The 20217-nt window shown below is 67.7% G+C and carries 21 protein-coding genes and 2 pseudogenes; 12 read left to right on the top strand and 11 right to left on the bottom strand.

Annotated features, from left to right (window positions below; translation table 11 throughout):
- Positions 1-51: 51 nt before the first annotated feature.
- Together Q8A52_RS27075 and Q8A52_RS27070 are read left to right on the top strand one after the other, a co-directional pair.
- The gene (locus Q8A52_RS27075; RefSeq protein WP_316756094.1) at positions 52-1212 is read left to right on the top strand and encodes an oxygenase MpaB family protein; all 1161 of its coding nucleotides are present in this window, start codon (positions 52-54) and stop codon (positions 1210-1212) included.
- A gap of 491 nt (positions 1213-1703) precedes the next feature.
- Positions 1704-2654 (top strand): intradiol ring-cleavage dioxygenase, encoded by a 951-nt coding sequence (locus Q8A52_RS27070; protein WP_316756091.1) that lies wholly within the window; start codon positions 1704-1706, stop codon positions 2652-2654.
- A 209-nt stretch (positions 2655-2863) separates the two neighbouring features.
- Here Q8A52_RS27070 and Q8A52_RS27065 read toward each other — a convergent pair whose 3' ends face one another.
- On the bottom strand, positions 2864-3094 hold the full coding sequence (locus Q8A52_RS27065; protein ID WP_316756090.1) for a hypothetical protein: 231 nt from the start codon (positions 3092-3094) through the stop codon (positions 2864-2866).
- A gap of 113 nt (positions 3095-3207) precedes the next feature.
- Complete coding sequence (locus tag Q8A52_RS27060; RefSeq protein WP_316756088.1) at positions 3208-3531, bottom strand: putative quinol monooxygenase; 324 nt, start codon at positions 3529-3531, stop codon at positions 3208-3210.
- 147 nt (positions 3532-3678) lie between these two features.
- Between Q8A52_RS27060 and Q8A52_RS27055 the strand changes: the two genes are divergently transcribed.
- The 3 genes and pseudogenes from Q8A52_RS27055 to Q8A52_RS27045 all read left to right on the top strand — a co-directional run bounded on the left by Q8A52_RS27055 (position 3679) and on the right by Q8A52_RS27045 (position 6297).
- The gene (locus tag Q8A52_RS27055; protein WP_316756086.1) at positions 3679-4512 is read left to right on the top strand and encodes a helix-turn-helix domain-containing protein; all 834 of its coding nucleotides are present in this window, start codon (positions 3679-3681) and stop codon (positions 4510-4512) included.
- 151 nt (positions 4513-4663) lie between these two features.
- Entirely contained in the window at positions 4664-5356 is a 693-nt protein-coding gene (locus Q8A52_RS27050; protein WP_316756084.1) for an SDR family NAD(P)-dependent oxidoreductase, read from the top strand.
- 90 nt (positions 5357-5446) lie between these two features.
- A pseudogene (locus Q8A52_RS27045) lies at positions 5447-6297 on the top strand (IS5 family transposase).
- Positions 6298-6315: 18 nt separating this feature from the next.
- Here Q8A52_RS27045 and Q8A52_RS27040 read toward each other — a convergent pair.
- The gene (locus Q8A52_RS27040; RefSeq protein ID WP_316756083.1) at positions 6316-6804 is read right to left on the bottom strand and encodes a hypothetical protein; all 489 of its coding nucleotides are present in this window, start codon (positions 6802-6804) and stop codon (positions 6316-6318) included.
- Between the two features lie 361 nt (positions 6805-7165).
- Positions 7166-7597 carry a peptidoglycan-binding domain-containing protein gene (locus tag Q8A52_RS27035; RefSeq protein ID WP_316756081.1) on the bottom strand — a complete coding sequence of 144 codons (432 nt, stop codon included), beginning with the start codon at positions 7595-7597 and terminating at the stop codon, positions 7166-7168.
- A 170-nt stretch (positions 7598-7767) separates the two neighbouring features.
- On the opposite strand from Q8A52_RS27035, the gene Q8A52_RS27030 reads away from it, so the two are divergent.
- Positions 7768-8763 carry an ArsR family transcriptional regulator gene (locus Q8A52_RS27030; RefSeq protein WP_316756079.1) on the top strand — a complete coding sequence of 332 codons (996 nt, stop codon included), beginning with the start codon at positions 7768-7770 and terminating at the stop codon, positions 8761-8763.
- Positions 8764-8823: 60 nt separating this feature from the next.
- On the opposite strand, the pseudogene Q8A52_RS27025 reads toward Q8A52_RS27030, so the two are convergent.
- Together Q8A52_RS27025 and Q8A52_RS27020 are read right to left on the bottom strand one after the other, a co-directional pair.
- Positions 8824-8919: pseudogene (locus Q8A52_RS27025) on the bottom strand (helix-turn-helix domain-containing protein); the annotation flags it as partial.
- A gap of 116 nt (positions 8920-9035) precedes the next feature.
- Entirely contained in the window at positions 9036-9674 is a 639-nt protein-coding gene (locus tag Q8A52_RS27020; RefSeq protein ID WP_316756256.1) for a nucleotidyltransferase domain-containing protein, read from the bottom strand.
- A gap of 839 nt (positions 9675-10513) precedes the next feature.
- Here Q8A52_RS27020 and Q8A52_RS27015 point away from each other — a divergent pair.
- Positions 10514-10801 (top strand): hypothetical protein, encoded by a 288-nt coding sequence (locus tag Q8A52_RS27015; RefSeq protein ID WP_316756077.1) that lies wholly within the window; start codon positions 10514-10516, stop codon positions 10799-10801.
- An 88-nt stretch (positions 10802-10889) separates the two neighbouring features.
- Here the strand turns inward: Q8A52_RS27015 and Q8A52_RS27010 are convergent, their stop codons facing one another.
- Positions 10890-11627: a hypothetical protein gene (locus Q8A52_RS27010; RefSeq protein ID WP_316756075.1), complete on the bottom strand. Its 738-nt coding sequence runs from the start codon at positions 11625-11627 to the stop codon at positions 10890-10892.
- 389 nt (positions 11628-12016) lie between these two features.
- Between Q8A52_RS27010 and Q8A52_RS27005 the strand changes: the two genes are divergently transcribed.
- Positions 12017-12394: a VOC family protein gene (locus Q8A52_RS27005; RefSeq protein ID WP_316756073.1), complete on the top strand. Its 378-nt coding sequence runs from the start codon at positions 12017-12019 to the stop codon at positions 12392-12394.
- A 484-nt stretch (positions 12395-12878) separates the two neighbouring features.
- Here Q8A52_RS27005 and Q8A52_RS27000 read toward each other — a convergent pair whose 3' ends face one another.
- Positions 12879-13334, bottom strand: coding sequence for a VOC family protein (locus Q8A52_RS27000; RefSeq protein WP_316756071.1), 456 nt, complete (start codon positions 13332-13334; stop codon positions 12879-12881).
- Between the two features lie 311 nt (positions 13335-13645).
- Here Q8A52_RS27000 and Q8A52_RS26995 point away from each other — a divergent pair, with 311 nt between their 5' ends.
- The 3 genes from Q8A52_RS26995 to Q8A52_RS26985 all read left to right on the top strand — a co-directional run bounded on the left by Q8A52_RS26995 (position 13646) and on the right by Q8A52_RS26985 (position 16451).
- Positions 13646-14098: a Pycsar system effector family protein gene (locus tag Q8A52_RS26995; protein ID WP_316756069.1), complete on the top strand. Its 453-nt coding sequence runs from the start codon at positions 13646-13648 to the stop codon at positions 14096-14098.
- Between the two features lie 104 nt (positions 14099-14202).
- Positions 14203-14514, top strand: a complete 312-nt coding sequence (locus tag Q8A52_RS26990) for a hypothetical protein (RefSeq protein WP_316756067.1) — start codon at positions 14203-14205, stop codon at positions 14512-14514.
- A gap of 692 nt (positions 14515-15206) precedes the next feature.
- Positions 15207-16451 (top strand): IS110 family RNA-guided transposase, encoded by a 1245-nt coding sequence (locus Q8A52_RS26985; RefSeq protein ID WP_316756065.1) that lies wholly within the window; start codon positions 15207-15209, stop codon positions 16449-16451.
- Between the two features lie 186 nt (positions 16452-16637).
- On the opposite strand, the gene Q8A52_RS26980 is transcribed toward Q8A52_RS26985, so the two are convergent.
- From Q8A52_RS26980 to Q8A52_RS26975, 3 genes are all read right to left on the bottom strand, one after another.
- Positions 16638-17429, bottom strand: a complete 792-nt coding sequence (locus tag Q8A52_RS26980) for a class I SAM-dependent methyltransferase (RefSeq protein ID WP_316756064.1) — start codon at positions 17427-17429, stop codon at positions 16638-16640.
- A gap of 93 nt (positions 17430-17522) precedes the next feature.
- Positions 17523-17825, bottom strand: coding sequence for a transposase (locus Q8A52_RS49120; RefSeq protein ID WP_361614790.1), 303 nt, complete (start codon positions 17823-17825; stop codon positions 17523-17525).
- Between the two features lie 54 nt (positions 17826-17879).
- Positions 17880-18029, bottom strand: coding sequence for a hypothetical protein (locus Q8A52_RS26975; protein ID WP_316756063.1), 150 nt, complete (start codon positions 18027-18029; stop codon positions 17880-17882).
- Between the two features lie 690 nt (positions 18030-18719).
- Here Q8A52_RS26975 and Q8A52_RS26970 point away from each other — a divergent pair.
- Positions 18720-19607, top strand: coding sequence for a replication-relaxation family protein (locus Q8A52_RS26970; protein ID WP_316756062.1), 888 nt, complete (start codon positions 18720-18722; stop codon positions 19605-19607).
- Positions 19608-20217: the final 610 nt, after the last annotated feature.

Genomic DNA, 20217 nt, shown 5'->3' with positions numbered 1-20217 from the left:
TGCCCCTCGCGCCGCTCAGGGACGATCCCGTGGAAGACAAGGAGCCCCGCCATGACATGCACCGAGGCATCGATGGACGCCCTGCGGCAGGCCGGTGACGAACTCGCCGACGCCACCGTCGCCGCACTGTTCGAACGCGGCCAGGTGGGCACGTTCAACACCCTGATGCGCTACGTCTCCACCGGCGGCGCTCCCCTTCCAGAGGGTCTGCCGGACGTGGCGCGCGAGTACCTTGAGGCCACCCGTATCCCGCCGTCCTGGGTGGACTGGTCGGAAATGGAGAAGGCCCGGCTGTTCTTCATCGACAACAACGTGCACATCTCCACCGCGCTGTCCTTCGCCTCCATGCCCGCCTGTTACGTCGTACCGCACGTGGCGAAGCTGCTGTCGGCCGCCCACGGGCTCAAGTACCCCTCCAAACGCATGGCGGAGACGGGCCAGTTCACCGTCTACCTGATGCAGCCCGACGCCTTTGAAGCCAGCAGCCGCTTCATCCCTGCCGCCCAGAAGGTCCGCCTCCTGCACGCCTCCATCCGTCACCACCTCAAGCGCGAGAACCGCTGGGACACCGACGCGCTGGGAGTGCCGATCTGTCAGGAGGACATGATCGGCGGGCAGATGTTCTTCTCGCTGCTCGTGCTGGACAGCCTGCACCGCCTCGGCATCCACATGTCGCAGGAAGGCGCGGAAGCCTACTACTACGCATGGCGACTGGTGGGAGCCATGCTCGGCATCGACCAGGACGCGGCCCCCAAGACGCTCGACGAGGCCCGCCAGTTCCTGGACCTGTACATGATCCGGCACATGGGGCCTTCCGAAGAGGGCGCGCATCTGACCCGGCAGCTCATCGACCTCTACGAGGAGATCGTGCCGGGAACCTTCTTCGACCCGATCGTCTCCGCTCTCATGCGCTACCTCATCGGCGACACCTGCGCCGACTGGCTCGACGTGCCGCACACCCCGTGGGACACCGTCGTCAAGGCCACGCCCCATCTCCTCGGCGTCCTGGAGACCATCGAGGACCGCTCCCCCCTCGGGGCCTGGGCCCTGGACCGTCTCGGCCACCTCATGACCGTCTTCGAGCTGTCCTCTCTCACCCGCGGACGCGTCATGCACTACGCCATCCCCGAACAGCTCAAGAAGGACTACGGCATCTCCAGCGCGATGCCCCGCACCCGCCGGTGGACCCCACCAGCTGCCACAGTCTCTTGACCGCCACGTCGCCCAGACTTCGCTGACACGTTCGGGGTGAGCCGGCGAGGGTGAGGTTGCAGAGGCGGGCGATGCCGAGCATGGCGTGGTAGCCGGGAGGGACTCCCCACCGCTGGTCGTCCGCACAAACAGCGCCGCTCTGGGGCCGCGGGGCTCGGCGCCTCGTTCCGCCCAGCACGCGCCGGCCCGCCTTGAGCCGCCAGTGACTGGTCGGCTGGCGTTGAGGTCATCTGGCGCCCGAGGCGGCGGTGCGAGCGCCGCGGCGGTAGCCTGCTGAGAAGCCCGGCCAGCGCCAAGCCCACAGCCGCCGGTCAGAAGCTCGCCATCCGCTACGAAGCCATCATCCTCATTGCAGCCCTCAACGAATGGCTGTGACCAGCACGGCAAACCGATCGTCGCGGGGCGGGCTGGGCGGAGCGAGCCGATGTTGCACAGGGCATCCACAGCCGCCACCCAGAGCCCTCTCACACTCGGTTTGTAGCTTCCATGACATGTCAAACGACAAGCACACATGCTCAGCGGATGACGAGAACGCCCCTGCCAAGGCGGGACCCAACAGGCGAAAGGTCCTGACCGTACTCGGCGGAGCAGGGCTCGGCGCGGCCGGAATCGCCGCCTACGCCGCCAACGCGTCAGCTGAACCGGCCGGTTCCGTCACGGACGCGACCACCACCGGCTCTGCCAGCACGGGTTCCACGGCCATCCCGCAGTGCGTTCTCACCGCGGAGCAGATGACAGGCCCCTACTACCTGGAGGAGGAGAAGGTCCGCAGCAACATCACGGAGGGTAGGCCCGGCGTATCGCTCGCCATGACCTTCCAGGTGGTGGACACGAACACCTGCAAGCCCCTGCCCAACGCAGCGGTGGACATCTGGCACTGCGACGCCGGGGGCGTCTACGCCGGCTACACGGCCATCTCCCCGGACGAACCCTACGACCCCACCAAGGCCGACGAGAACGGGCACGTTCCGAACACCGACGAAATGACGTTCCTGCGCGGAGTACAGCTCACCGACCGGCACGGCAAGGCGACGTTCAAGACGATCTTCCCCGGCTGGTACTACGGCCGCACCACCCACATCCACCTCAAGGTGCACTACGGCGGCGAGGTCGAAGGCCGGACGTACGAGGACGGCCACGTCGCCCACACCGGTCAGGTCTTCTTCGCCGACGAAGTCGCCGACGCCATCGCCAAGTTGGACCCGTACGCGAAGCACACGGGAAGCCAGCGGGTCAAACTGGCCGAAGACCATGTCGCCCAGTCGGCGGGCGCGGCCTCGCTGGTCACGCTCAAGCAGGTCAAGCCGGGCACTTACAGCAAGGGCCTGACCGGCTCGATTGTGCTGGCCGTCGACCCGGACGCAACACCGCCCGCGGCGGGCGGCCGTCCCCCTGGCGGCGGCCCGGGCGGCGAAGGCCCCAGCCCCAGCTCTTCCTCCTGATCCGCTCCCCGCCCAAAGCACTGAGCCAAAGCGCTGAGCTCCGCCACCGCTCGATGGGCAGGGGCGGAGCTCAGTCGCAGTCACCAGGTCCTGCGCACACGGGGCCGGGCGCGCGAGGTCGCTCACAACGGTGCTCATGCGTAGCTACCCTGCGCTCCCCCCGCGCTTGAGGCACACCAAGCCAGCGTGCCCGGAAGAGCTGTTGGAGATCAGGCGAGCGGTACCCAGCCGAGGAAGATGTGGCCAGCGGCGCCGTAGCGCAGGACGTCGCTGGGGCGGCGAAGACCGGTTCGAACACCGTGGAGGATGCCCAGCAGCAGGCCGTCGCCGGCGACTTCAACGCCGAGCCCGAAGAAGTACCGGTCCTGGCGATCTGCGGCAACGCCGAGGACACCGGCAACGGCGACCTCGCCCCCCGCGTCCTGGTGCCCATCGAACACACCATTCCCAACGAGGCCGGCTACACCCTGATGCGTCAACGGGCGGCGTCTCGCTGCTCGAAACCGCTCAGCCTCGGAGGACGACGATCACGACCGCTGTGCTCCGGGTCGGCCTACCGTGCCGGGCGGAACGGCTGCAGGAAGCGGATCCCGTCCTCGACGCTGCCGTCCATCAGTTCCAGCAGTTGGGGCACCAGGTCCTGCATGCGGGGTGCCTGCAGGTGGCTTTCGAGGGCCTCGCGGCTCTCCCAGCGCTCGAAGATGACGAACGCGCCCGGTTGTCCCTCGACCTGGTGAGCCTCGTAGTCGATGTTGCCCGCGTCGTAGCGCGATGCGGTGACGGCGGCTGTCATGAATGCCTTCATCGCGGCTTCCTTTCCGGATTTGGCCCGGGCTTCCCACAGCACGGTGACGTAGTGGTTCGAGGTGGTGGTCACGCTTGCTCCTCCTGACTCCGAACAGCATCGTTGTGCGCCGTTCACGACTCGACACCGAGCCCCCGGGGAGCGCCGGCGGGAGCTACGGGACTTCGTGGTGCAGCGTGTACCACCCAGCGGGGCGGGGTGTGCGGGAGGATGGTGTGCATGGATCAACTCGGTGCCGCGCTGCGGGCGTGGCGGGACCGGCTGGACCCCACGACGGTGGGCTTCGCACACGGCTCACCCCGTCGGGTCCCCGGTCTGCGACGCGCGGAGCTGGCGACGCTGGCCGGCATCTCGGTCGAGTACGTGGTCCGGCTGGAGCAGGGACGGGTGGCGACACCCTCGGCGCAGGTCTGCTCGGCCCTGGCTCGCGCCCTGCACCTGTCCGACGACGAGCAAGCTCACCTTTTGCGCATGGCCGGTCACGCAGCGGATCCGAGCCGGGTTCCACGAATGATCCCAGGGAGCCTGTACCGGATCGTGGACCAACTCGCCGGCAACCCGTTGGCGATCTACGACGCCACCTGGCAGTTGCTGCACTGGAATCCGCTGTTCGCGGCCACGTTCGGCGATCCCACGGTCCGCGGTGTGGGAGACCGCAACGTCCTGGTCTGGCAGTTCCTGGCTGAGCTGCCCCGGGTCCGGCAGACGGCGGCCGAGCGGGTGGCGTTCGAGGAGTCCCTCGTCGCCGACCTGCGCGCGACGACGAGCCGGTACCCCGACGATCCCGACCTCGCGGGGTTGATATCGAGGCTGAACCTCAGCCCACGGTTCTGCGAGTTGTGGAGCCGCCGAGCGGTGGGCGGTCACCAGAGTGCGCACAAACTCGTCCAGCACCCGGATGTCGGAGACGTCGCCATGAACTCCGACATCCTCAACACCCAGGACACGAACCTCCGCCTCGTGGTGTACACGCCGCAGCCAGGCACCGACGCCCGCAGCAAACTCGAATTCCTTGCGGCCATTGGGGTCCAGAGGATGTCTCCTCAGGGATGAGGCCCGCGTTCTGCCTCGTCCGGTGGACCAGGCTGCTGGGTGGTATGCGCGGTACCAGGAAGTCCCGTAGCTCCCGCCAACCCTCCCGGGGACCCAGCATGGGGTGTGTGAACAGCGCACGACCGTGCTGTTCGGACCAGGAGGAGCCAGCATGACCACCACATTCATCACCGGGGCCAACAAGTCCCTCGGTTTTGAAACCGCTCGTCGTCTCGTCGAGGCGGGGCACACCGTCCTCCTCGGTGCCCGCCACCGTGAGCGCGGTCGGGCCGCGGCCGAGTCGCTCGGCGCCCGGTTCGTTCAGATCGACGTGACCGACGACGTCTCGGTCCAGGCCGCGGCCGCGGATGTCGCCGCGCATGAGGGAACGATCGACGTCCTGGTCAACAACGCCGGCGTCCTCGGCAAGGTCGGCCCCGTCGAGGAGTACACCGCGGCCGACGTGAGCGCCGTACTCGACGTGAACGTCGTCGGGATCGTGCGCGTCACGCACGCCTTCCTCCCGCTGCTGCGCAAGTCGCCGAACCCCGTCATCGTCAACGTGTCCAGCGGGATGGGCTCCTTCAGCATGACCCAGGACCCGGCGCGGATCGAGTCGCAGTATGCCCTGCCCCTCTACTGCGCCTCGAAGGCCGCGGTCACGATGCTCACGACGCAGTACGCCAAGGAACTGAAGGACGTGAAGGTCAACGCCGCAGACCCCGGGCAGACCGCGACCGACTTCACCGGCGGCCTCGGACACGGCGTCGCCGACGGCGCAGAGTCCATCGTGACCCTCGCGACGATCGGCCCGGAAGGGCCGACGGGACAGTTCATCGACCGATCCGGGAACCTCCCGTGGTGAACCTGCCCTGAGCTCAGGGTCGGCCGACCCGCCGCCCTGCGCGTACCTCATGCTCGTAATCTCTATGCTCAGTGATCACGAAGGACGGCCGTGCCCGCGCTGCCAGCTTGCCTGCTCGAACCCCTGTGGGAACAGTTCGCCGCGCTCCTTCCCGTCCGGGAGGAGTTCGTCGTCGGCCACCCGCTGGGCTGTCACCGCCGCCGGATCCCCGACCGAACCGTTTTCGAGCACATCGTGCTCGCGCTGGTCCATGGTTTCGGCTACGAGCGGATCTCCACGCCCGGATGCTCTGACCGCACCATCCGCCGACGCCTCAAAGAGTGGTCCCGGCAAGGGATTTCCAAAGCGCTGCACGCTCTCGCCCTGGACGCCTACGACCGGATGATCGGCCTCGACCTTGGCGAGATCTCGGTGGACGGCTGCATCACCAAGGCCCCGTCCGGCAGGGAGAAGGCCGGCCGCTCGCCGGTCGACCGGGGCAAGCAGGGGCTGAAGCGCTCCGCCGCCTGCGACGCCCGCGGCGTCCCGCGGGGGATCGTCTCCGCGGGGGCTAACAGGCATGACTCGCCACTGCTGGGACTGACCCTGGACGCCGCGCAGGAGCAGGTTGGCATGCTGCCGGACACCGTGAACGTCAACCTCGACCGGGGCTACGACAGCATCAAGTCCCGTGAGCTGTGGCTGAGTTGGGGTTCACTGCCGAGATCGCCCGCAGGGGTGTGCCCGCCCCGATCCAGGCCAGCAGGCGCTGGCCCGTCGAGCGCACGCATTCGTGGATGAACGGCTACGGCAAGCTTCGGCGCTGCACCGAGAGAAGCGGCAGGGTCGTGGACTTCTACCTCTACCTCGCCGCTACCCTCGTCACACTTCGCATGCTGATCTGGCAGGCACGCAGCCGCTACCGCTGGGATGGCCGACCCACCAGCTGCCGCCTCAAGTGATCCATTTGCCGGTCGGTCTTAGTACCAGCCGATCCATGGGCCCTGAGATGGTGCGGTTTGACGCTTGAAGTGCTCGATTCCATCCGGCCCCCAGGCACCGACCCAAATGCGGCCATCCGAGAAATAGCCGTTCCACGGAGAGCTTACGAGGTTCCCGCCAAGGTCTTCCCAGCCGGACCAGCCACCGCTCGCTGCAGAATCCTGCCACTTGTGGAACATCTCGTGGTAGATGCCGATCACGAATACATCCAGACGGCAGTCCGAGTTGCGTGCTGCCGAGGGGTTGTAGATTATTGCCCCGCCGAGGCTCACCCAACCGCTCCATGAACTGGTGTCAGAGGGGCGTTTTTCCCACCGGTGCCACAGCGCGTTGTCGCTTCCGCGAGTGAACTCCTCCCGACGTCCGTCACAGTTGTTGATGCCAAACACCGGGTTCGGGAGGGTGACACTGGCACCCAACGGTACAGCGCTGTGGCTCACCGGCGCGGGCTGACGGGACGCGCCCACGGATGTGGCTCCCGCGACATCGATCGACAACGGCGCGGCTGCCCGGGAGACGGTAGGCGGAGCAGCGGCGACCGCCGGGGATGAGGTACCGACCGTCAAGGCCGCGGCCACCATCGCCCCAGCCGCCAAGGGTGTAGCAAGTCGATCGATGGGCCTCTTCCTGTTCATGCGATTCTCGCTTTCTGCCGTTGTCGCAGGGGCATGACGTGGCCCCCGGTCCTGTGTACTCAGGGCGTGAGCGTTACTCGTGGGGCCCCGTCCCGGCCGGGTGTTACGGCTTGCTTTTGCTGAGGGTGACGGTTTTCAGATCAGATGCCATCTAAATCAGCGGCCAGGACGCCTGACTTCGATGCGCGCTGATTCAGACGGTCGGACAACCGTTGTCAGAGCGCAGTGCACTCCAGGTGTGCGTTCCAACCCGGCCGTCGACGGTGAGTTTTATGCTGCACCCCCTGTTGTTGTCCCACGTCTGGAATCCCTTGACAGCCGCGAGGGTCTTGCCGCCGAAGTCCCCGTCCACGCCGTCACCGTCGGGGCCGGTGGAGCCGAGGTTCCAGCCCCAGACGTAGACCAGCAGGCACTGGACTTCGCGAACCCGGTCGTTGTTGTTGCCGTACACCGTTTCGACGGTGCCGCCGTAGAAGCCGCACGACCAGGACTTGACCTGCGCTTTGGAGGCACTCACGGACGTGGACGCCGGGGCGGCGGCCGCGGTCCCGGCGGCGGTCAGGCCGAGGCTTGCCGCGAGGGCGGTGGCGGCGCACGCTGCGGCGAACTTGGTGCTGACGGACATGCTGATCTCCTCGTGTCGTCCTCGACGGGGAAAAGATCTCTTCTTCGAATTACTTACGGCCTGGAACAAATGGCCGAATTCTGTTCGCGAAGGATGTTGCCAGCGGTGCCGCGAACTGGCAATCATATGTCGCCTGGGCTTAATAGCCGAGGCCGCACGGGGGGAACGGCATGCTCCGCATTCATTTCACCGACGCCGATTTAGCGCGCACGCGCGTGGCCGCCGCCCCGGACCCGCTGTGGGAGATCACGTTCAGTCTCCACCGCTTCCAAACCCGCCAGGGCCGCTGGGCATACGCCGACTGGCATCGCCGCGCACTTGCGGCTCTGAGCGAGAAAGGGCTCGGCCGGGCACTGCCGACGAGACTTCTGCCGCTGTTCCCGAGAGCCGCCTACTTCCCCGACTTCCTCAATCCCGCCGAGGCCTCCCTCGGCCTCGCCGCCGGCCTTGCGGCGATCGTGGACACCCCACCGGACCGGGTCCGCAACGAAGTGGGCCGTCTGGCCGGCCAACCGACGGGCGCACCGTCGTGGCTCACCGGTCTCACCGAGAAGGAGAACCGCGAAGAACTGGCCGCGGCACTCAAGGACTACTACAACGCCGCGATCGCCCCGTACGACGACCAGATACGCGCCCGCCTCGACAGCGACCGGCACATCCGCTGCCGCGCCCTGCTGCACGGCGGGGTGGAGCGGCTGCTCGGCAGCTTCGGCGCGACGATGCGCTGGCGGGCTCCAGTCCTGCACGTCGACTACCCGGTGGAGGATCGCGATCTTCATCTCGGCGGGCGAGGCCTGCTGCTGGTCCCCTCGTACTTCTGCTGGCGGATACCAGTCGCGCTCTCGGACCCCGAACTGCCACAGGTGCTGGTCTACCCGCTGCACCCCGTGTCCGCCCCCGAAGCCGTCGGGAACCGCAGCGAGCGGCCGCTCGCCGTCCTCCTGGGCCGTACCCGTGCCAACGTCCTGCGCTCCACCGTGACCGGTGCCACCACCGGCGAACTGGCGCGGGCCGCAGGCATCTCGGCGTCGGCCGCCAGTCAGCACACCACCGCCCTGCGCGACGCCGGTCTGATCAGCACCCGGCGCAACGCGGGCTCCGTGCTGCACACCCTCACCCCTCTCGGGGCATCCCTGCTGCGCATCGGCAGACCCGGGGGGCCGTAGCCGCCTCGCTCAACGCAGCGCCCACGAACCAACCGCCCAGGGACCGGAAGGCTGTCTGGGTCAGTGGCCCGAACGCTGGTAAACGCCCGGAGTGATGCCGTACGTACGCTTGAACCAGCGGTTGAAATGCGCCTGATCCGAGAAACCTGACGCCGCCGCAGCATCCGCCTCCCGACTCCGCCGAGAGCTGAAGACGGTGCCTCATGAAGGCGAGTGGTCACCCACGGAACCGCCCGCAGCTCGTCCGTGACGTTTCACGAGCAGGGCCCGCGTCACTGCCCCGCCAGTTTCGCCAGCCAGGGATGTCCGGGATGCACATGCGTCAGCCACCCGCTAAGCACGTCGCACCGTGCCTGGCTCAGCAGCGGCAGGACCCCGTCGAAGTCCGCATGATCCTTGGGCCGCGCCGCCTTCGCTTTGAACAACAGCACCAACTCCGGCACCAGATAGGGGATGCCGTCCGAGGTCCGCTCGATGATCGCGTCGTACGGCAGCCGCAGGCTCTCGTCCCGCCGACAGATCCAGGTCCTGTCCTCGTGCGGTTCGCGGAAGACATCGAACAGGAACTGCCCGCTCACCGGATCCCGCAGCCATGTCTGGTGAGTGGCCGCGAGCGCATCAGCTCCTGCACTCGCCCACACCCGTCCCGAGCCCACCGCGTCAAACACGTACTCAGGAAAGCGGTCCCGAATCTCCCCGAAGCCCGCCGCTGGCACCGCAATCTCCAGATCACCGTGGGGCCGCGACTGCCCTCCACGGAACAAATCCAGCGCCCACCCTGCCACGATGCACCAGGGCGCACTAACCCCACCCAACCGCTCCGCGACCTGTTCCGGCCGCCAGGCCGCCCACCGAGCATCCACTTCGTCGGCATCAAGGACAGCGCCGCCGGGCGGCACAGAATCAGTCATCGGAACAACGTACTGCCCCAACTGGTGGTTCAGAGAAGTCACCAGACCGAAGCTGATCGCGCCGCTTCAGATCGTCCGGGCATGGCAAAGCCTCCGCACTACACCCCGAGCACACCCAGCCTAAAGGCCGGGCCACCACCCGGCACATAGCCCGCCACTCCCCCACGGACCGGGGAACACCGGGACCAGGAACAGCTCTCTGGACGGGGCCGACCGCACCTTCACGCTGACTGCGGGACCGACCCCAAGACCCACCCTCGCCAACGAGACACAACTCGAACAGCAGTTCACATCTGGCCGGTATCCTATGGCCCGGGTGACTGGAAATAGGCGCCCAGAACAGGATCCACGATGACGACGACTCCCGTCCCCTCAATCTCAGAGCCGGACCCGTCCGCACTGACCTGCCCTGGCGACCGGGTCGGCCTGTGCGCCGTATGCCAGCGAAAGACGCACAAGTACGGCCACGGCGGCAGCCCTCTGTGCCAGTGGTGCATGGCCCCCGTGATGGAGCGGTGGGGTCCGACGGTGCGCTACGTCAGCACTCGCACATAGCTGCGTACTCGGTCAGGTGAAGACGCCCGGGCCAGAGAACCTCCATGGGCGCCCGCACGCCTGGAAGGAGATCTTGCCGCCGAACATGCCGGGGCGTTGGCCGACGCTGGCGCGTCTGCTCGGGGACCATCCCCGCGAGTGTGGGGAGCAGGCTCCGTCCCAGCGCGGCGCACCGTGAGGTTGGGATCATCCCGGCGGGTGCAGGGAGCAGTTGACCCCGGTCGGCGCCACCGTGATCTTCGTGGGACCATCCCCGCGAACGCTGGGATGGTCCCACGATCAGGATGGCGGCGAGCATCGGCGTCGGCGCCGGGATCACCGGCATCGGCTGCGGCGCCTGGCTCGTGCTCCAGGGCCTGGCCTCCGTCACGTTGAACGGCGTCCTCAGGGTCACCCTGCCGTTCGCGGGCCTGGCGATGGCCGCCACCGCCATCGGCGGCGTGATCAGCAAGGCGCGCTGCGCCGTCACCAAGAACGTCTCCGAGGGGCCGGTCACCCACCACACCGAGATCCATGACAACAGCACCACGCGCGGCGCGTTCTTCGCCCGCACCCGCAACGAGATCCGCTGACCGACTCCGGCCGGCTCGCCACCCCAGAGCCCCGCCGATCGGCGGGGGCCGAAGTGGCGGTGCGGGGGCTTGCTCCCGCAGGGCGCTCCTACTGCGGTCGCATGAGGTCCAAGTCCTCACCCCATGCGTCCAGCACCGCGCCGTGCCCGGCTTGCCGGGCCACTGCCTCGACCTGGGCGAAGAGGCCATGCTGGGTGGACACGTCGCCTGTTCTTGAGATGCGGTCCGCAGCGTCGAGCAGCATGGCGGTGTCCCAGTCGGGCAGCGGGAATCGGGCAAGTTCCCATTCCAGATACTTGTTGTAGGGGCGGGGACGACGGTCGAAAGCGAAGAGCAGCTCGAGTAGAAATCGGATGCTGTCGGCGGCGTCGAGTCGGGCCGCGAGCGCGTGTCCGTCGCGGTCGTTCTTGAGCGAGCGGTAGAGGGAGTTGGTGTAGGCATCGAGCCATTTGCCCGCCTCCCGGAAGGCTTCATCGGCGTCGAGCTGTGCCTTGCTGGCCAGGATCTGGGCGATGACTCCGTCGAGCCGATCGAGCACGATCTGGGCGCGGGCGAGGGCGTATCGCTCGAAGCCGGGCATTCCGGCGGCGCGGAACTCGTCGAGGGAGAGGATGACGAGGTCGAGTTCTGGGGTGCGGTGACCCGCGAACCGGGTGAGGGCCGTCGTCTTGCCATCGTCGAGAACGACGTACAGGTCGTGGTCGGAGTGCTCGGTGGTCATGCCCTCGTGGGCCCGAGAACCCTTGAGGACAAGGCCGACGACAGCTGGATCAGCGGTCGCGAGTTCGACAAACGCGTCGTAGGTGATGGTCTTGTGAGCAGTCACTGCTGATCTCCGGGTGGTGATGACGGGTACGCCAGCTGGGCGGTCCCGAACGCATCAGGGCCGCCCACCGTCTGCGGCGGGGTTCGGCCGCCGCCCGGAAGATCAACGCACATGCGGACGCTACCGTCCGGCTAGCCGAAAGGTCTCGCATTCGGCCGCCTCAAGCACGACGAGTACGCAGATCGCTCTTGAGCACCAGAAGGTCAACGCGCAGCCCAGGTGCGGAGAGGTGAGCGCAGCCGCTGTCGCAGGAATACGACGGCATCGGAACACGTGCTCTGCGCCAGTACCGCTCAAGTTGCTCGGCAGCTGCCTTCTCCGGACTACGTCTTGGGGTGCACCGATCTATTGCATCGCGGGCGCCCGGCGCCGCGATTTATGATGATCGGATGCTGAGGTTCACCGATGTCATTCTCGACTGCCCCGACCCCTGGAAGCTGGCCGAGTTCTATGCCGAGCTGCTGGGCTGGGAGATCAACACGGACATCAGTCAGAAGGACTGGGTCAACCTGCGCAATGACGGCGTCGAGCTGTCGTTTCAGCGGGTGGAGAACTACCAGCGGCCCAGCTGGCCGGGCCAGGAGCATCCGCAACAGTTCCACCTCGACTTCGAGGTGGACGAGTTCGAGCCCGAGCAGCGCCGGGTGATCAAGCTGGGCGCCACCCTCCAAAAGAGCTTCGTCGGCGAGTCCGGCTACGGCTGGCAGGTCTACACCGACCCGGCCGGGCATCCGTTCTGCCTGTGCCGCAACCGTCCCCAGTCCTGACCGCACACGACGAGAAACCGCCCCGGCTACGAATGGAGCCGGGGTGGCTGCTTATCCCTGCAGGAACTGGGTGTTGCGCATGACCTTCGCCGGAGGTGACAACCGTCCAGGTCACGAAAGCTCCGTCGATGCGGACACCGCAGTGGTGCGAGCAATGATCTCCCGGAAGGCGGGAATTCCGAGGTCGACGGACTCCTGCTGCCGGGAGATCTGCGCGTCGAGGTGGTGAGCTTCTCCTCGGCGTGGGTCGGGCTGCTCTGCAAGCCTTCGATCTCGCCGAGCCAACCCTCGCGTTCGGTTTCCAGGATGCGCGCGAGGAGGTTGTCGCGGATGTCAAAGAGCCGCGGCCGTTCTGTCGCGTGACGCTGCCCTGCGCGGATGCTGACGGGGCGCGAGGTACGACAAACTCGCCGTCCGCTACGAGGCAACGGTGCTGGTCGCAGCCGTGAACGAGTGGCTGTGACCAGCACCGTCGCAACGGCCCTCAGACGACGTCGAATTCGTTGCCCTCGGGGTCCTGCATGGCGGCGGCGTAGAGTCCCATGTCCGGCTCATCCTTGATCCGCAGCACGGTGGCACCAGTTTTGACCAGCCGTTCCACCGTAGCCTTTACCCGCTGTGTGCGGACGTCCAGAGGGACGTCACGGCCCCCACCGACCTTCAGATCGAAGTGCCACCGGTTCTTGGCGACCTTCGGCTCCGGAACCTGCTGGAACCACACCCTCGGTCCACGTTCCGCGGGATCGATGATGGACTCCGGGATATCCCCGGCGCCGGCTGGCAACTCCGCCTCGGGCACCCCCACCGCCGCCCAGTAAGCACGCCACGTGGCGTGCCCGCTAGGCGGAGGCTCAGGCACGTAGCCCAGGGCCTCGGCCCAGAAAGCCACCATTTTCTGCGGATCGGAGCAGTCGATCGTCAGCTGCACTGTCATCTCCATGCTCGGATCATTCCAGGCAGGTCTGACAGACGATCCACTTTCACAACAGGCCCCAGCAGACGCCCCATCTGATCTGCGAAAGCTCATGAGTTAGTTCGGCCATCGGGCCTGGAGTGCCGCGACGGCACCCCGTCAGACCCGGGCAGCGAGCTGCATCGCTCCCCCGCGGACGCACACCGGCTGGCCGCATAGACGCGAGCCCCGTCCCAGCGGCCACACCGGCTGGGACGGGACTCAGCACGGGCGGCCCGCGCATCGGCATAAGGGCCGGCCACCCTCCCCCTTCACCCCTTCGAGATCAGGGATTGTCCATGCCTATCACGGTCTCCACCACCGACCAGAACCTGACCGATGCCTGCCACACCGTGGCCGGAGAGATCGCCCGCACTGACGGAAAAGCCCGCCTGCTACTGGCGTTCAACGGCGCCGTCCTCGCCCGACTCACCACCCTCCCCCGTGCCGGGCTCCCGCTCCTCACGCAGACCTGCGGGGTATTAGCCGTAGCCGCGCTGGGCGCGGCCGCCGTCCTGCTCCTGCTCGTGGTCCGCCCCCGGCTGAACGGCAACGACCGAGCCTCATTCCCGTACTGGGCGCACCTGGACGACGACACGATCCGCGCGTGCATGACCGGGGACACCCGACCTGCCCGCATCCGCGTCCTGTCCGGCATCGCCGTACGCAAGTACGTCCTGCTGCCTCGCGCTGTCGACCTGTCACTGACGGCGCTCGCCCTGCTCGCCGCTGCCGGCATCACCGCCCTGTAACCCGCACCTCCCGAAAGCAGAAAGAGGCGCACCCCCCACGCCTTGGAAAGCCGGGGTGCGCCTCTCCCATTTCCGCCCACACGGGCGAGAACGGAGATCCCATCATGCCCTCCCCCGCCGCCTTACGTCAGCGATCCCGCACCCTCGTCATCGCTGCGGCCGCCGTCCCGCTCACCCTGGCCGTCCTCGCCCATTCATCGCTGTCTCATGCCCGGCCAAATCCCGGCGCAGCAGGGGCTTTGGAGGAGCAGGGCCGCCACTACGGCGGCGAGCATGGCGTTCGGCAGTTCCTCGACCCGGTCGACGACTACGCGAGCACGGTGTGCATCCGGATCACCCTTCGGGGTCGGTACCTTCGCCTCTTGGTGATCCGAATACGGCCCCAGACAACGGCCTGCCGCATCCTCCTGCCCTGACGGTACCCAGCGTCACCACCGACTACGGGCCAGAGCCGAACGATTTACAGGTGGGCGGGATCGCTGCGCTGATCACCTCGGATACGAGAAAATTGGGGCGGGCGCCCCGGTCAGCGTACTCGCCCCGGCAACAGCAACCTCAAACGGCTGCTCGGAATCGCCGCCATGGTCGCGATCAGGAACAAGAACTCCTACTTCGGCGTCTACTTCCGCCGCCTGGCCGCCCGACGCGGCGGCAAACGAGCCCTGGTCGCCGTGATACACAAACTCGCCATCGCCATCTGACACGTCCTGCACGACAAGACCCACTACCGGGAACTCGGCGCCGACCACTTCACCCGCCGCGCCCCCGAACGCGCCATGCGCCGCATGCTCAAGGAAGCCAACAGCCCGGGCCTGACCATCCGCTTCGAACCCATCACGGCCTGACCGACTGACTCACCCACGAGTCATTTTCGGACCAGTAATCCAGGCCGCTGCGCTGGCCGCCGTAGTGGCGGGAAAATGGGGCCTGTGTCCGTCCGGAACGCCGACGAATCTGTGATGCCTTGTGAGCTCGCGTGTCAGTATGGCGTCGGGGGCTGCTGACAGGGACTGTTGATTGTTGCGGCAGCACGCGGACCAGACTCTTTAGCCCTGTGGCTCCTCCGGACGGCACTTGTGCACAACTGCCGTCCCAGGAGGTGGGGTTCATGGACGTACTGCACGAGCGGTGCGCCGCACTCGACATCGGCAAGAGAGATCTCAAGGCGTGCGTCCGAACCCCCAACCCTTCCGGCAGACGCTCGCGTCGGCAGGAGATCCGCACGTATCCGACCGTGACCAACTCCCTGCTGGAGCTGCGGGACTGGCTGCTCGAGGAGCAGGTCACCCTCGTTGTGATGGAAGCGACGGGAGATTATTGGCGGCCGGCGTTCTACCTGCTGGAGGACTGCCTGAACGTGATCCTGGTCAACGCCGCCCACGCCAAAGGGCTGCCCGGCCGCAAGACCGACGTCTCCGATGCGGCCTGGCTGTGCCAGCTGGGTGAATGCGGGCTGCTCAAGGCCTCGTTCGTGCCGCCGGAGCCGGTCCGGCACTTGCGCGACCTCACCCGCTACCGCACCAGCCTCACCGCCGAGCGGACCCGCGAAGTCCAGCGGCTGGAGAAGGAGTTGGAGGACACGGGCATCAAGCTCTCCAGCGTGGCCACCGACATCATGGGGGTCTCCGGACGAGCCATGCTCGCCGCCCTGATCGAGGGTGAACGCGACGTCCACGTCCTGGCGGGGATGGCCAAAGCCCGCATGCGACCGAAGATCCCTACCCTGGTCGAGGCACTGACCGGGAACTTCGGCGAACACCACGCGTTCCTCTGCCGACTACACCTGGAACGCATCGACCACCTCACCGCGGCAATCGGGGAGCTGTCGGCGCGGATCGAGGAGGAGATGCTCCCTTTCGCCCGCCAGCTTGAGCTGCTGGCCACCGTCCCCGGCATCGGCCAGGGGGTTGCCGAAGTCATCATCGCCGAGACCGGCGGCGACATGTCCCGCTTCGCGACCGCCGGCCACCTCGCCTCGTGGGCCGGGGTCTGCCCCGGACACCACAAGTCCGCCGGCAAGCACAAGTCCGGCCGCAGACGCCGTGGGAACCGGTGGCTCGGCGCCGCGCTGGGCACTGCGGCCATGGCGGCCTCCCGCACTCGAGGGACCCCCTATCTCGGCGCCCGCTACCACCGGCTCATGCCCAGGCTGGGCAAGAAGAAAGCCCTGGTCGCCCTCGAACACTCACTCCTGACCGCGGTCTGGCACATGCTCACCCACGACACCGAATACACCGACCTCGGCGGCGACTACTACGCCAAGCACGACCCCGAACGCGCCATGCGCCGCCTCACCCGGCAGGCCAACGCCCTCGGCTACACCGTCCGCTTCGACCCCATCGAGGCAGCCTGACCACACCGCAGTCGCTGCCTCGATGACCTGGGCTCATGCTTCATTTTCGGACCAGTCCCCCGCTGCCGCCGACCCCTGCAACTGCGCAGCATCCGGGCTCAGCGAAGTTGGCGGGGGGTCGGGCTGGCACAGCGCTCCACTTGGCCATTCGGAGACGCGGCCGTCTCGGCCGGCCCCACGGCTGGGTCAGCCCGGCTTGACCGCCAGCGTCGCAAAATAGTTCGACATGTATTGAGCGGATGCGTTGGATTGGTGCGGCGCTTCCGCGAAGCCGGTGAGGACGAACCCAGCGGCGAGTTGCCCGCCAATCTGGTCGGTGAGGGTGTGGCTGTATTCAAGAGGGGCATCCGCGCCGAACTTCGTGGCGCGTTCCTCGGCGGAGTACTGCGTGACATCGCTGTAGGGCAGCTTGTGCACGACGATCAGCTCGCCACGCTCGTCGAGCGCCTCGTGGTCGAACAAGTACACATCAGGGTTGAGGAAGCCCACGAGCAGAGTTCCGCCCGGTCGCAGGACGCGGAAGCACTCCCGCCACACCGCTGCCAAGTCTGGTACGAATAGGTTAGAGACCGGATGGAATACGACGTCGAATGTTGCGTCGCCGAAGGCGCTGAGGTCGCGCATGTCGCCTAGGACGGTGCGCAGCTCGAGTCCGTCGCGCGCCGCCACCATCTGGTCCTGGCCGAGCTGGCGGGGTGAGTTGTCGAATACGGTGACCCGCGCCCCTGCGGCGGCGAGGATCGGACCCTGCTGGCCACCGCCGGAGGCCAGGCACAACACGTCCTTGCCGGTCAGGTCCGTCGGCAGCCAGGAGCGGTCGACTGGCTCACGCCCGATGAGAACAATCGACCAGTCGCCCATGCGGGCGCGCTCGACATCCTCAGCACTCACCGGCCTCGACCACTCATTGCCCTCTTGGACATACTTGTCCCAGGCTGCCCGATTGTGGGCAACCGGGTCGACAACAATGTCCTGCACGTTTAACTCCCTGCTACAGCCAAGCGGACACCTGCGGTACTGACAGTTCGGTGCCGCTAGCCAACACGATTGCAGGGTGCGGGCTCAACGAAATTAGCGGGCATCGAGGTGTCCACGGGCTCGACGGGTGGTCGCGCAGCGGGTGCGTAAGCGCTGGTTGCCGGGCTTGCGGAAGCCGTAGGCGTGGCGGGCGATTGTCTTGATGACCCGGTTGGTGCCTTCGGAGCCGGCGTTGGTGATCCCGGTGTGCAGGAACGCAAGGATCTCTGGCCACCATGTCTCGACGGTTGTGGCTAGCGCTGCAGTTCGGGAGGTCGCCGTCGGCGTATCGGCGGTAGAACCGGTACGGCAGATCGCGGACCTGTTCCCGGTCCGGGCGGGTCCGGGCGGTGGCAAGCAGGTCCAGCAGGACTTCCTTGGCGTTCCACGCGACGGTGGTCGGCGCGCCGATCACCCTGGGCAGGTTGGACGGCTCGTCGGGGAGAGCGTCGAGGTGCTCGCGCGCATCCGGGCGGCGGAGCGGGTCAGCCGGTTGCGCAGTTCCCACTCGCGGTTGCCCTTGCGGCCGCGGTGGGTCACGGTGCCTCGTCCGGGATCCATCTCGGCCGGCCTCGGCGGATCTCGTCGATACCGAGCGCCTGCACCGGCTCGGGCTGGGCCGGCAGCACCGCCAGGGCGTGACTGGTGAACGCCGCCGCAACGGCCGGCCAGGAGAGCGCATAGTCGCGGGCCGCCTGGACGACCGTGCGGCCCCGATCGGCCGCCGCCGCCCCGGCCGCAGCCCGGTTAGCCGCTTACCTGGCGGTACTGGCGGGACCGACTCGGTGAACGAGCGACGCTGGCACGCCAGCTCGTCGCAGCGCCAGCGGCGCTTGGCCCACACCAGCCGTGGTCGGCGGCCACCGACCGACAGATCACGCGGCCGGGTCACCCGCCGACACGTGATGCTGCGCTGCGCACAGGGTGAGGGAGTGTCGGTGACGAGGGGGGACGGCGCGTCGCGTCGGATCGATGGCGGCCGGTGGGTGGTGAGCCGCGCATGGGTCATCCAGCACACCGGGGCGTCTGCGGCCACCGCGGCCCGCTGGTACGCCCAGCGCGAGCAGTACCCGCCCGAGCACCGCTTTCCCGAGGGGGCGTGGTCGGGGGCGGGGTTATCGCATCGTAACGCTGGTCGGGCCTTCGTGGTCGGTCCTCTGGTCGGGGCCGACTGCTCGTCTGGACGGTACGCGCGGCGCCGGACAAGGCCGGCGCCGCACCGTACGGGAAGGAGCGGCGGCGACGCTGAACATGGATGCGGGTGGTGGGGACCGGCTGGCGCTGGCGGTACTGGCGCAGTACCGGATGGCGACGACGGAACAGATGCATCTGGTGATCGCGCCGGGCGTGCGGATCGAGCAGACCCGGCGGCGCCTGGCCAAGCTGCGCGAGGAGGGTCTGATCGACCGGGTCACCCTGCCGCAGGCCGGCCGCACCCAGGTCTGGTTCACCACCCAGTACGGCGCCGACCTCGCCTCCCAGTGGCCCGAGCTGCGCGAGCGGCGGCCGCCCAAGCTGATCGCCGACCGCACCGCGGCCCGACTGCGGGCGGGACACGCGCTGACGGTGACGGAGACGGGGCTGGCCTTCCTGCAGGATGCGCGTCGCCGTGGGGACGTGTGCCAGCCGCTGGACTGGATCCCCGAAGTCCACCACCCTCTCGGCGGCGGTGAGGCGGTCATCCCGGATGCCCTTCTGTACTACCGCAGCTCCAGCGACGGCGGGTCAATGCTGCGGGCCTTCGTGGAAGTCGACCGGGCCACCATGGGACCCGAACGCCTGGCCGCGAAACTCACCGCCTACGCCCGCCTCCACAACTACGTACCCGCGCGCATGCCCGGACGCCCACGGACGGCCTATGGCCAGCAGTCTCTGGAAGAGGACTGGAGGCGCCGCTACCCCCTCTTCCCACGCATGCTGTTCGTCCTGGACAGCACCGGCCCCACCGGCGTCCGGACACGCATCCGCGCCCTCCACGCAGCAGCCTCAGAACTGGCACCGTCCGGCTTCCTGCGCAACGTCCGCGTCGTCGCGGTACCCATGGTCGACCTCCTCCAGCACGGGCCCTCCGCACCCATATGGCACCCCGTCCAAAACCCCGACCGCCCAGTCAGCTGGATGCAATCCCCCCATCCGTAGACAAACCCGCGCGGCGGCTGCGCACCACCCACCACACAGCCGCCGCGCAACACTCACCACCCACCAGGAGAAGGCCACCATCCGGGCGATCGCCGCCGAGCGCCGTGTCCGTGGACAGCAAGGGCGTGCAGCGGCAGCTGATCACCCGGCCCGTCGCTCAGCTGACCGGCTGCGTGGAATCCATCGCCGACTGGCTCACCTCTCCCCAGGCCTGATCCGGCCCTCGGCCCCGGCCCCGCCGCGAGCAACCACCCAGAAGGGACCGTGACTTCGATGCGCGCAGCCCTACCCGTGCGCTGCCTCGCCCGCCGCTGGCCGGCGGTCTGGTCGTGCCGTGGGTCTCCCTGACCCACAACGGCCACGCCTGTGCCAGATCTGCTCCCAGCCGCTCCAGGAGCGGTCCTTCGTCATCGCCCGCCCCGCCGACCAGCAATATGGCTACTCCCCCGAGCCCGCGCTGCACCCGGAGTATCAGCCGTACACAGCCGCCAACTGCCCGATGCTCATCTCTCGTCGGTTCGCGATTTCTGAAGCACTGTTCCGCCGGAACCCACGAGGCAAGGCGCGTGACGACCAGCCGGAACGTCGGGTTCACGAATCCCGGGTTGCT

The sequence above is a fragment of the Streptomyces herbicida genome, assembly GCF_032656585.1.
In the GTDB taxonomy this organism is placed as follows: Bacteria; Actinomycetota; Actinomycetes; order Streptomycetales; family Streptomycetaceae; genus Streptomyces; species Streptomyces herbicida.
The sequence above is the reverse complement of the archived record's forward strand: the minus strand, read 5'-3'. Positions and strand labels throughout refer to the sequence as shown.

Bases quoted from the DNA above. Each gene is read 5' to 3' on its own strand.
- Q8A52_RS27075 (WP_316756094.1), top strand. From the start codon at position 52: ATGACATGCACCGAGGCATCGATGGACGCCCTGCGGCAGGCCGGTGAC.
- Q8A52_RS27070 (WP_316756091.1), top strand. From the start codon at position 1,704: ATGTCAAACGACAAGCACACATGCTCAGCGGATGACGAGAACGCCCCT.
- Q8A52_RS27055 (WP_316756086.1), top strand. From the start codon at position 3,679: ATGGATCAACTCGGTGCCGCGCTGCGGGCGTGGCGGGACCGGCTGGAC.
- Q8A52_RS27050 (WP_316756084.1), top strand. From the start codon at position 4,664: ATGACCACCACATTCATCACCGGGGCCAACAAGTCCCTCGGTTTTGAA.
- Q8A52_RS27035 (WP_316756081.1), bottom strand. From the start codon at position 7,597: ATGTCCGTCAGCACCAAGTTCGCCGCAGCGTGCGCCGCCACCGCCCTC.
- Q8A52_RS27030 (WP_316756079.1), top strand. From the start codon at position 7,768: ATGCTCCGCATTCATTTCACCGACGCCGATTTAGCGCGCACGCGCGTG.
- Q8A52_RS27020 (WP_316756256.1), bottom strand. From the start codon at position 9,674: ATGACTGATTCTGTGCCGCCCGGCGGCGCTGTCCTTGATGCCGACGAA.
- Q8A52_RS27015 (WP_316756077.1), top strand. From the start codon at position 10,514: ATGGCGGCGAGCATCGGCGTCGGCGCCGGGATCACCGGCATCGGCTGC.
- Q8A52_RS27005 (WP_316756073.1), top strand. From the start codon at position 12,017: ATGCTGAGGTTCACCGATGTCATTCTCGACTGCCCCGACCCCTGGAAG.
- Q8A52_RS27000 (WP_316756071.1), bottom strand. From the start codon at position 13,334: ATGGAGATGACAGTGCAGCTGACGATCGACTGCTCCGATCCGCAGAAA.
- Q8A52_RS26995 (WP_316756069.1), top strand. From the start codon at position 13,646: ATGCCTATCACGGTCTCCACCACCGACCAGAACCTGACCGATGCCTGC.
- Q8A52_RS26990 (WP_316756067.1), top strand. From the start codon at position 14,203: ATGCCCTCCCCCGCCGCCTTACGTCAGCGATCCCGCACCCTCGTCATC.
- Q8A52_RS26985 (WP_316756065.1), top strand. From the start codon at position 15,207: ATGGACGTACTGCACGAGCGGTGCGCCGCACTCGACATCGGCAAGAGA.
- Q8A52_RS26975 (WP_316756063.1), bottom strand. From the start codon at position 18,029: ATGGATCCCGGACGAGGCACCGTGACCCACCGCGGCCGCAAGGGCAAC.
- Q8A52_RS26970 (WP_316756062.1), top strand. From the start codon at position 18,720: ATGGATGCGGGTGGTGGGGACCGGCTGGCGCTGGCGGTACTGGCGCAG.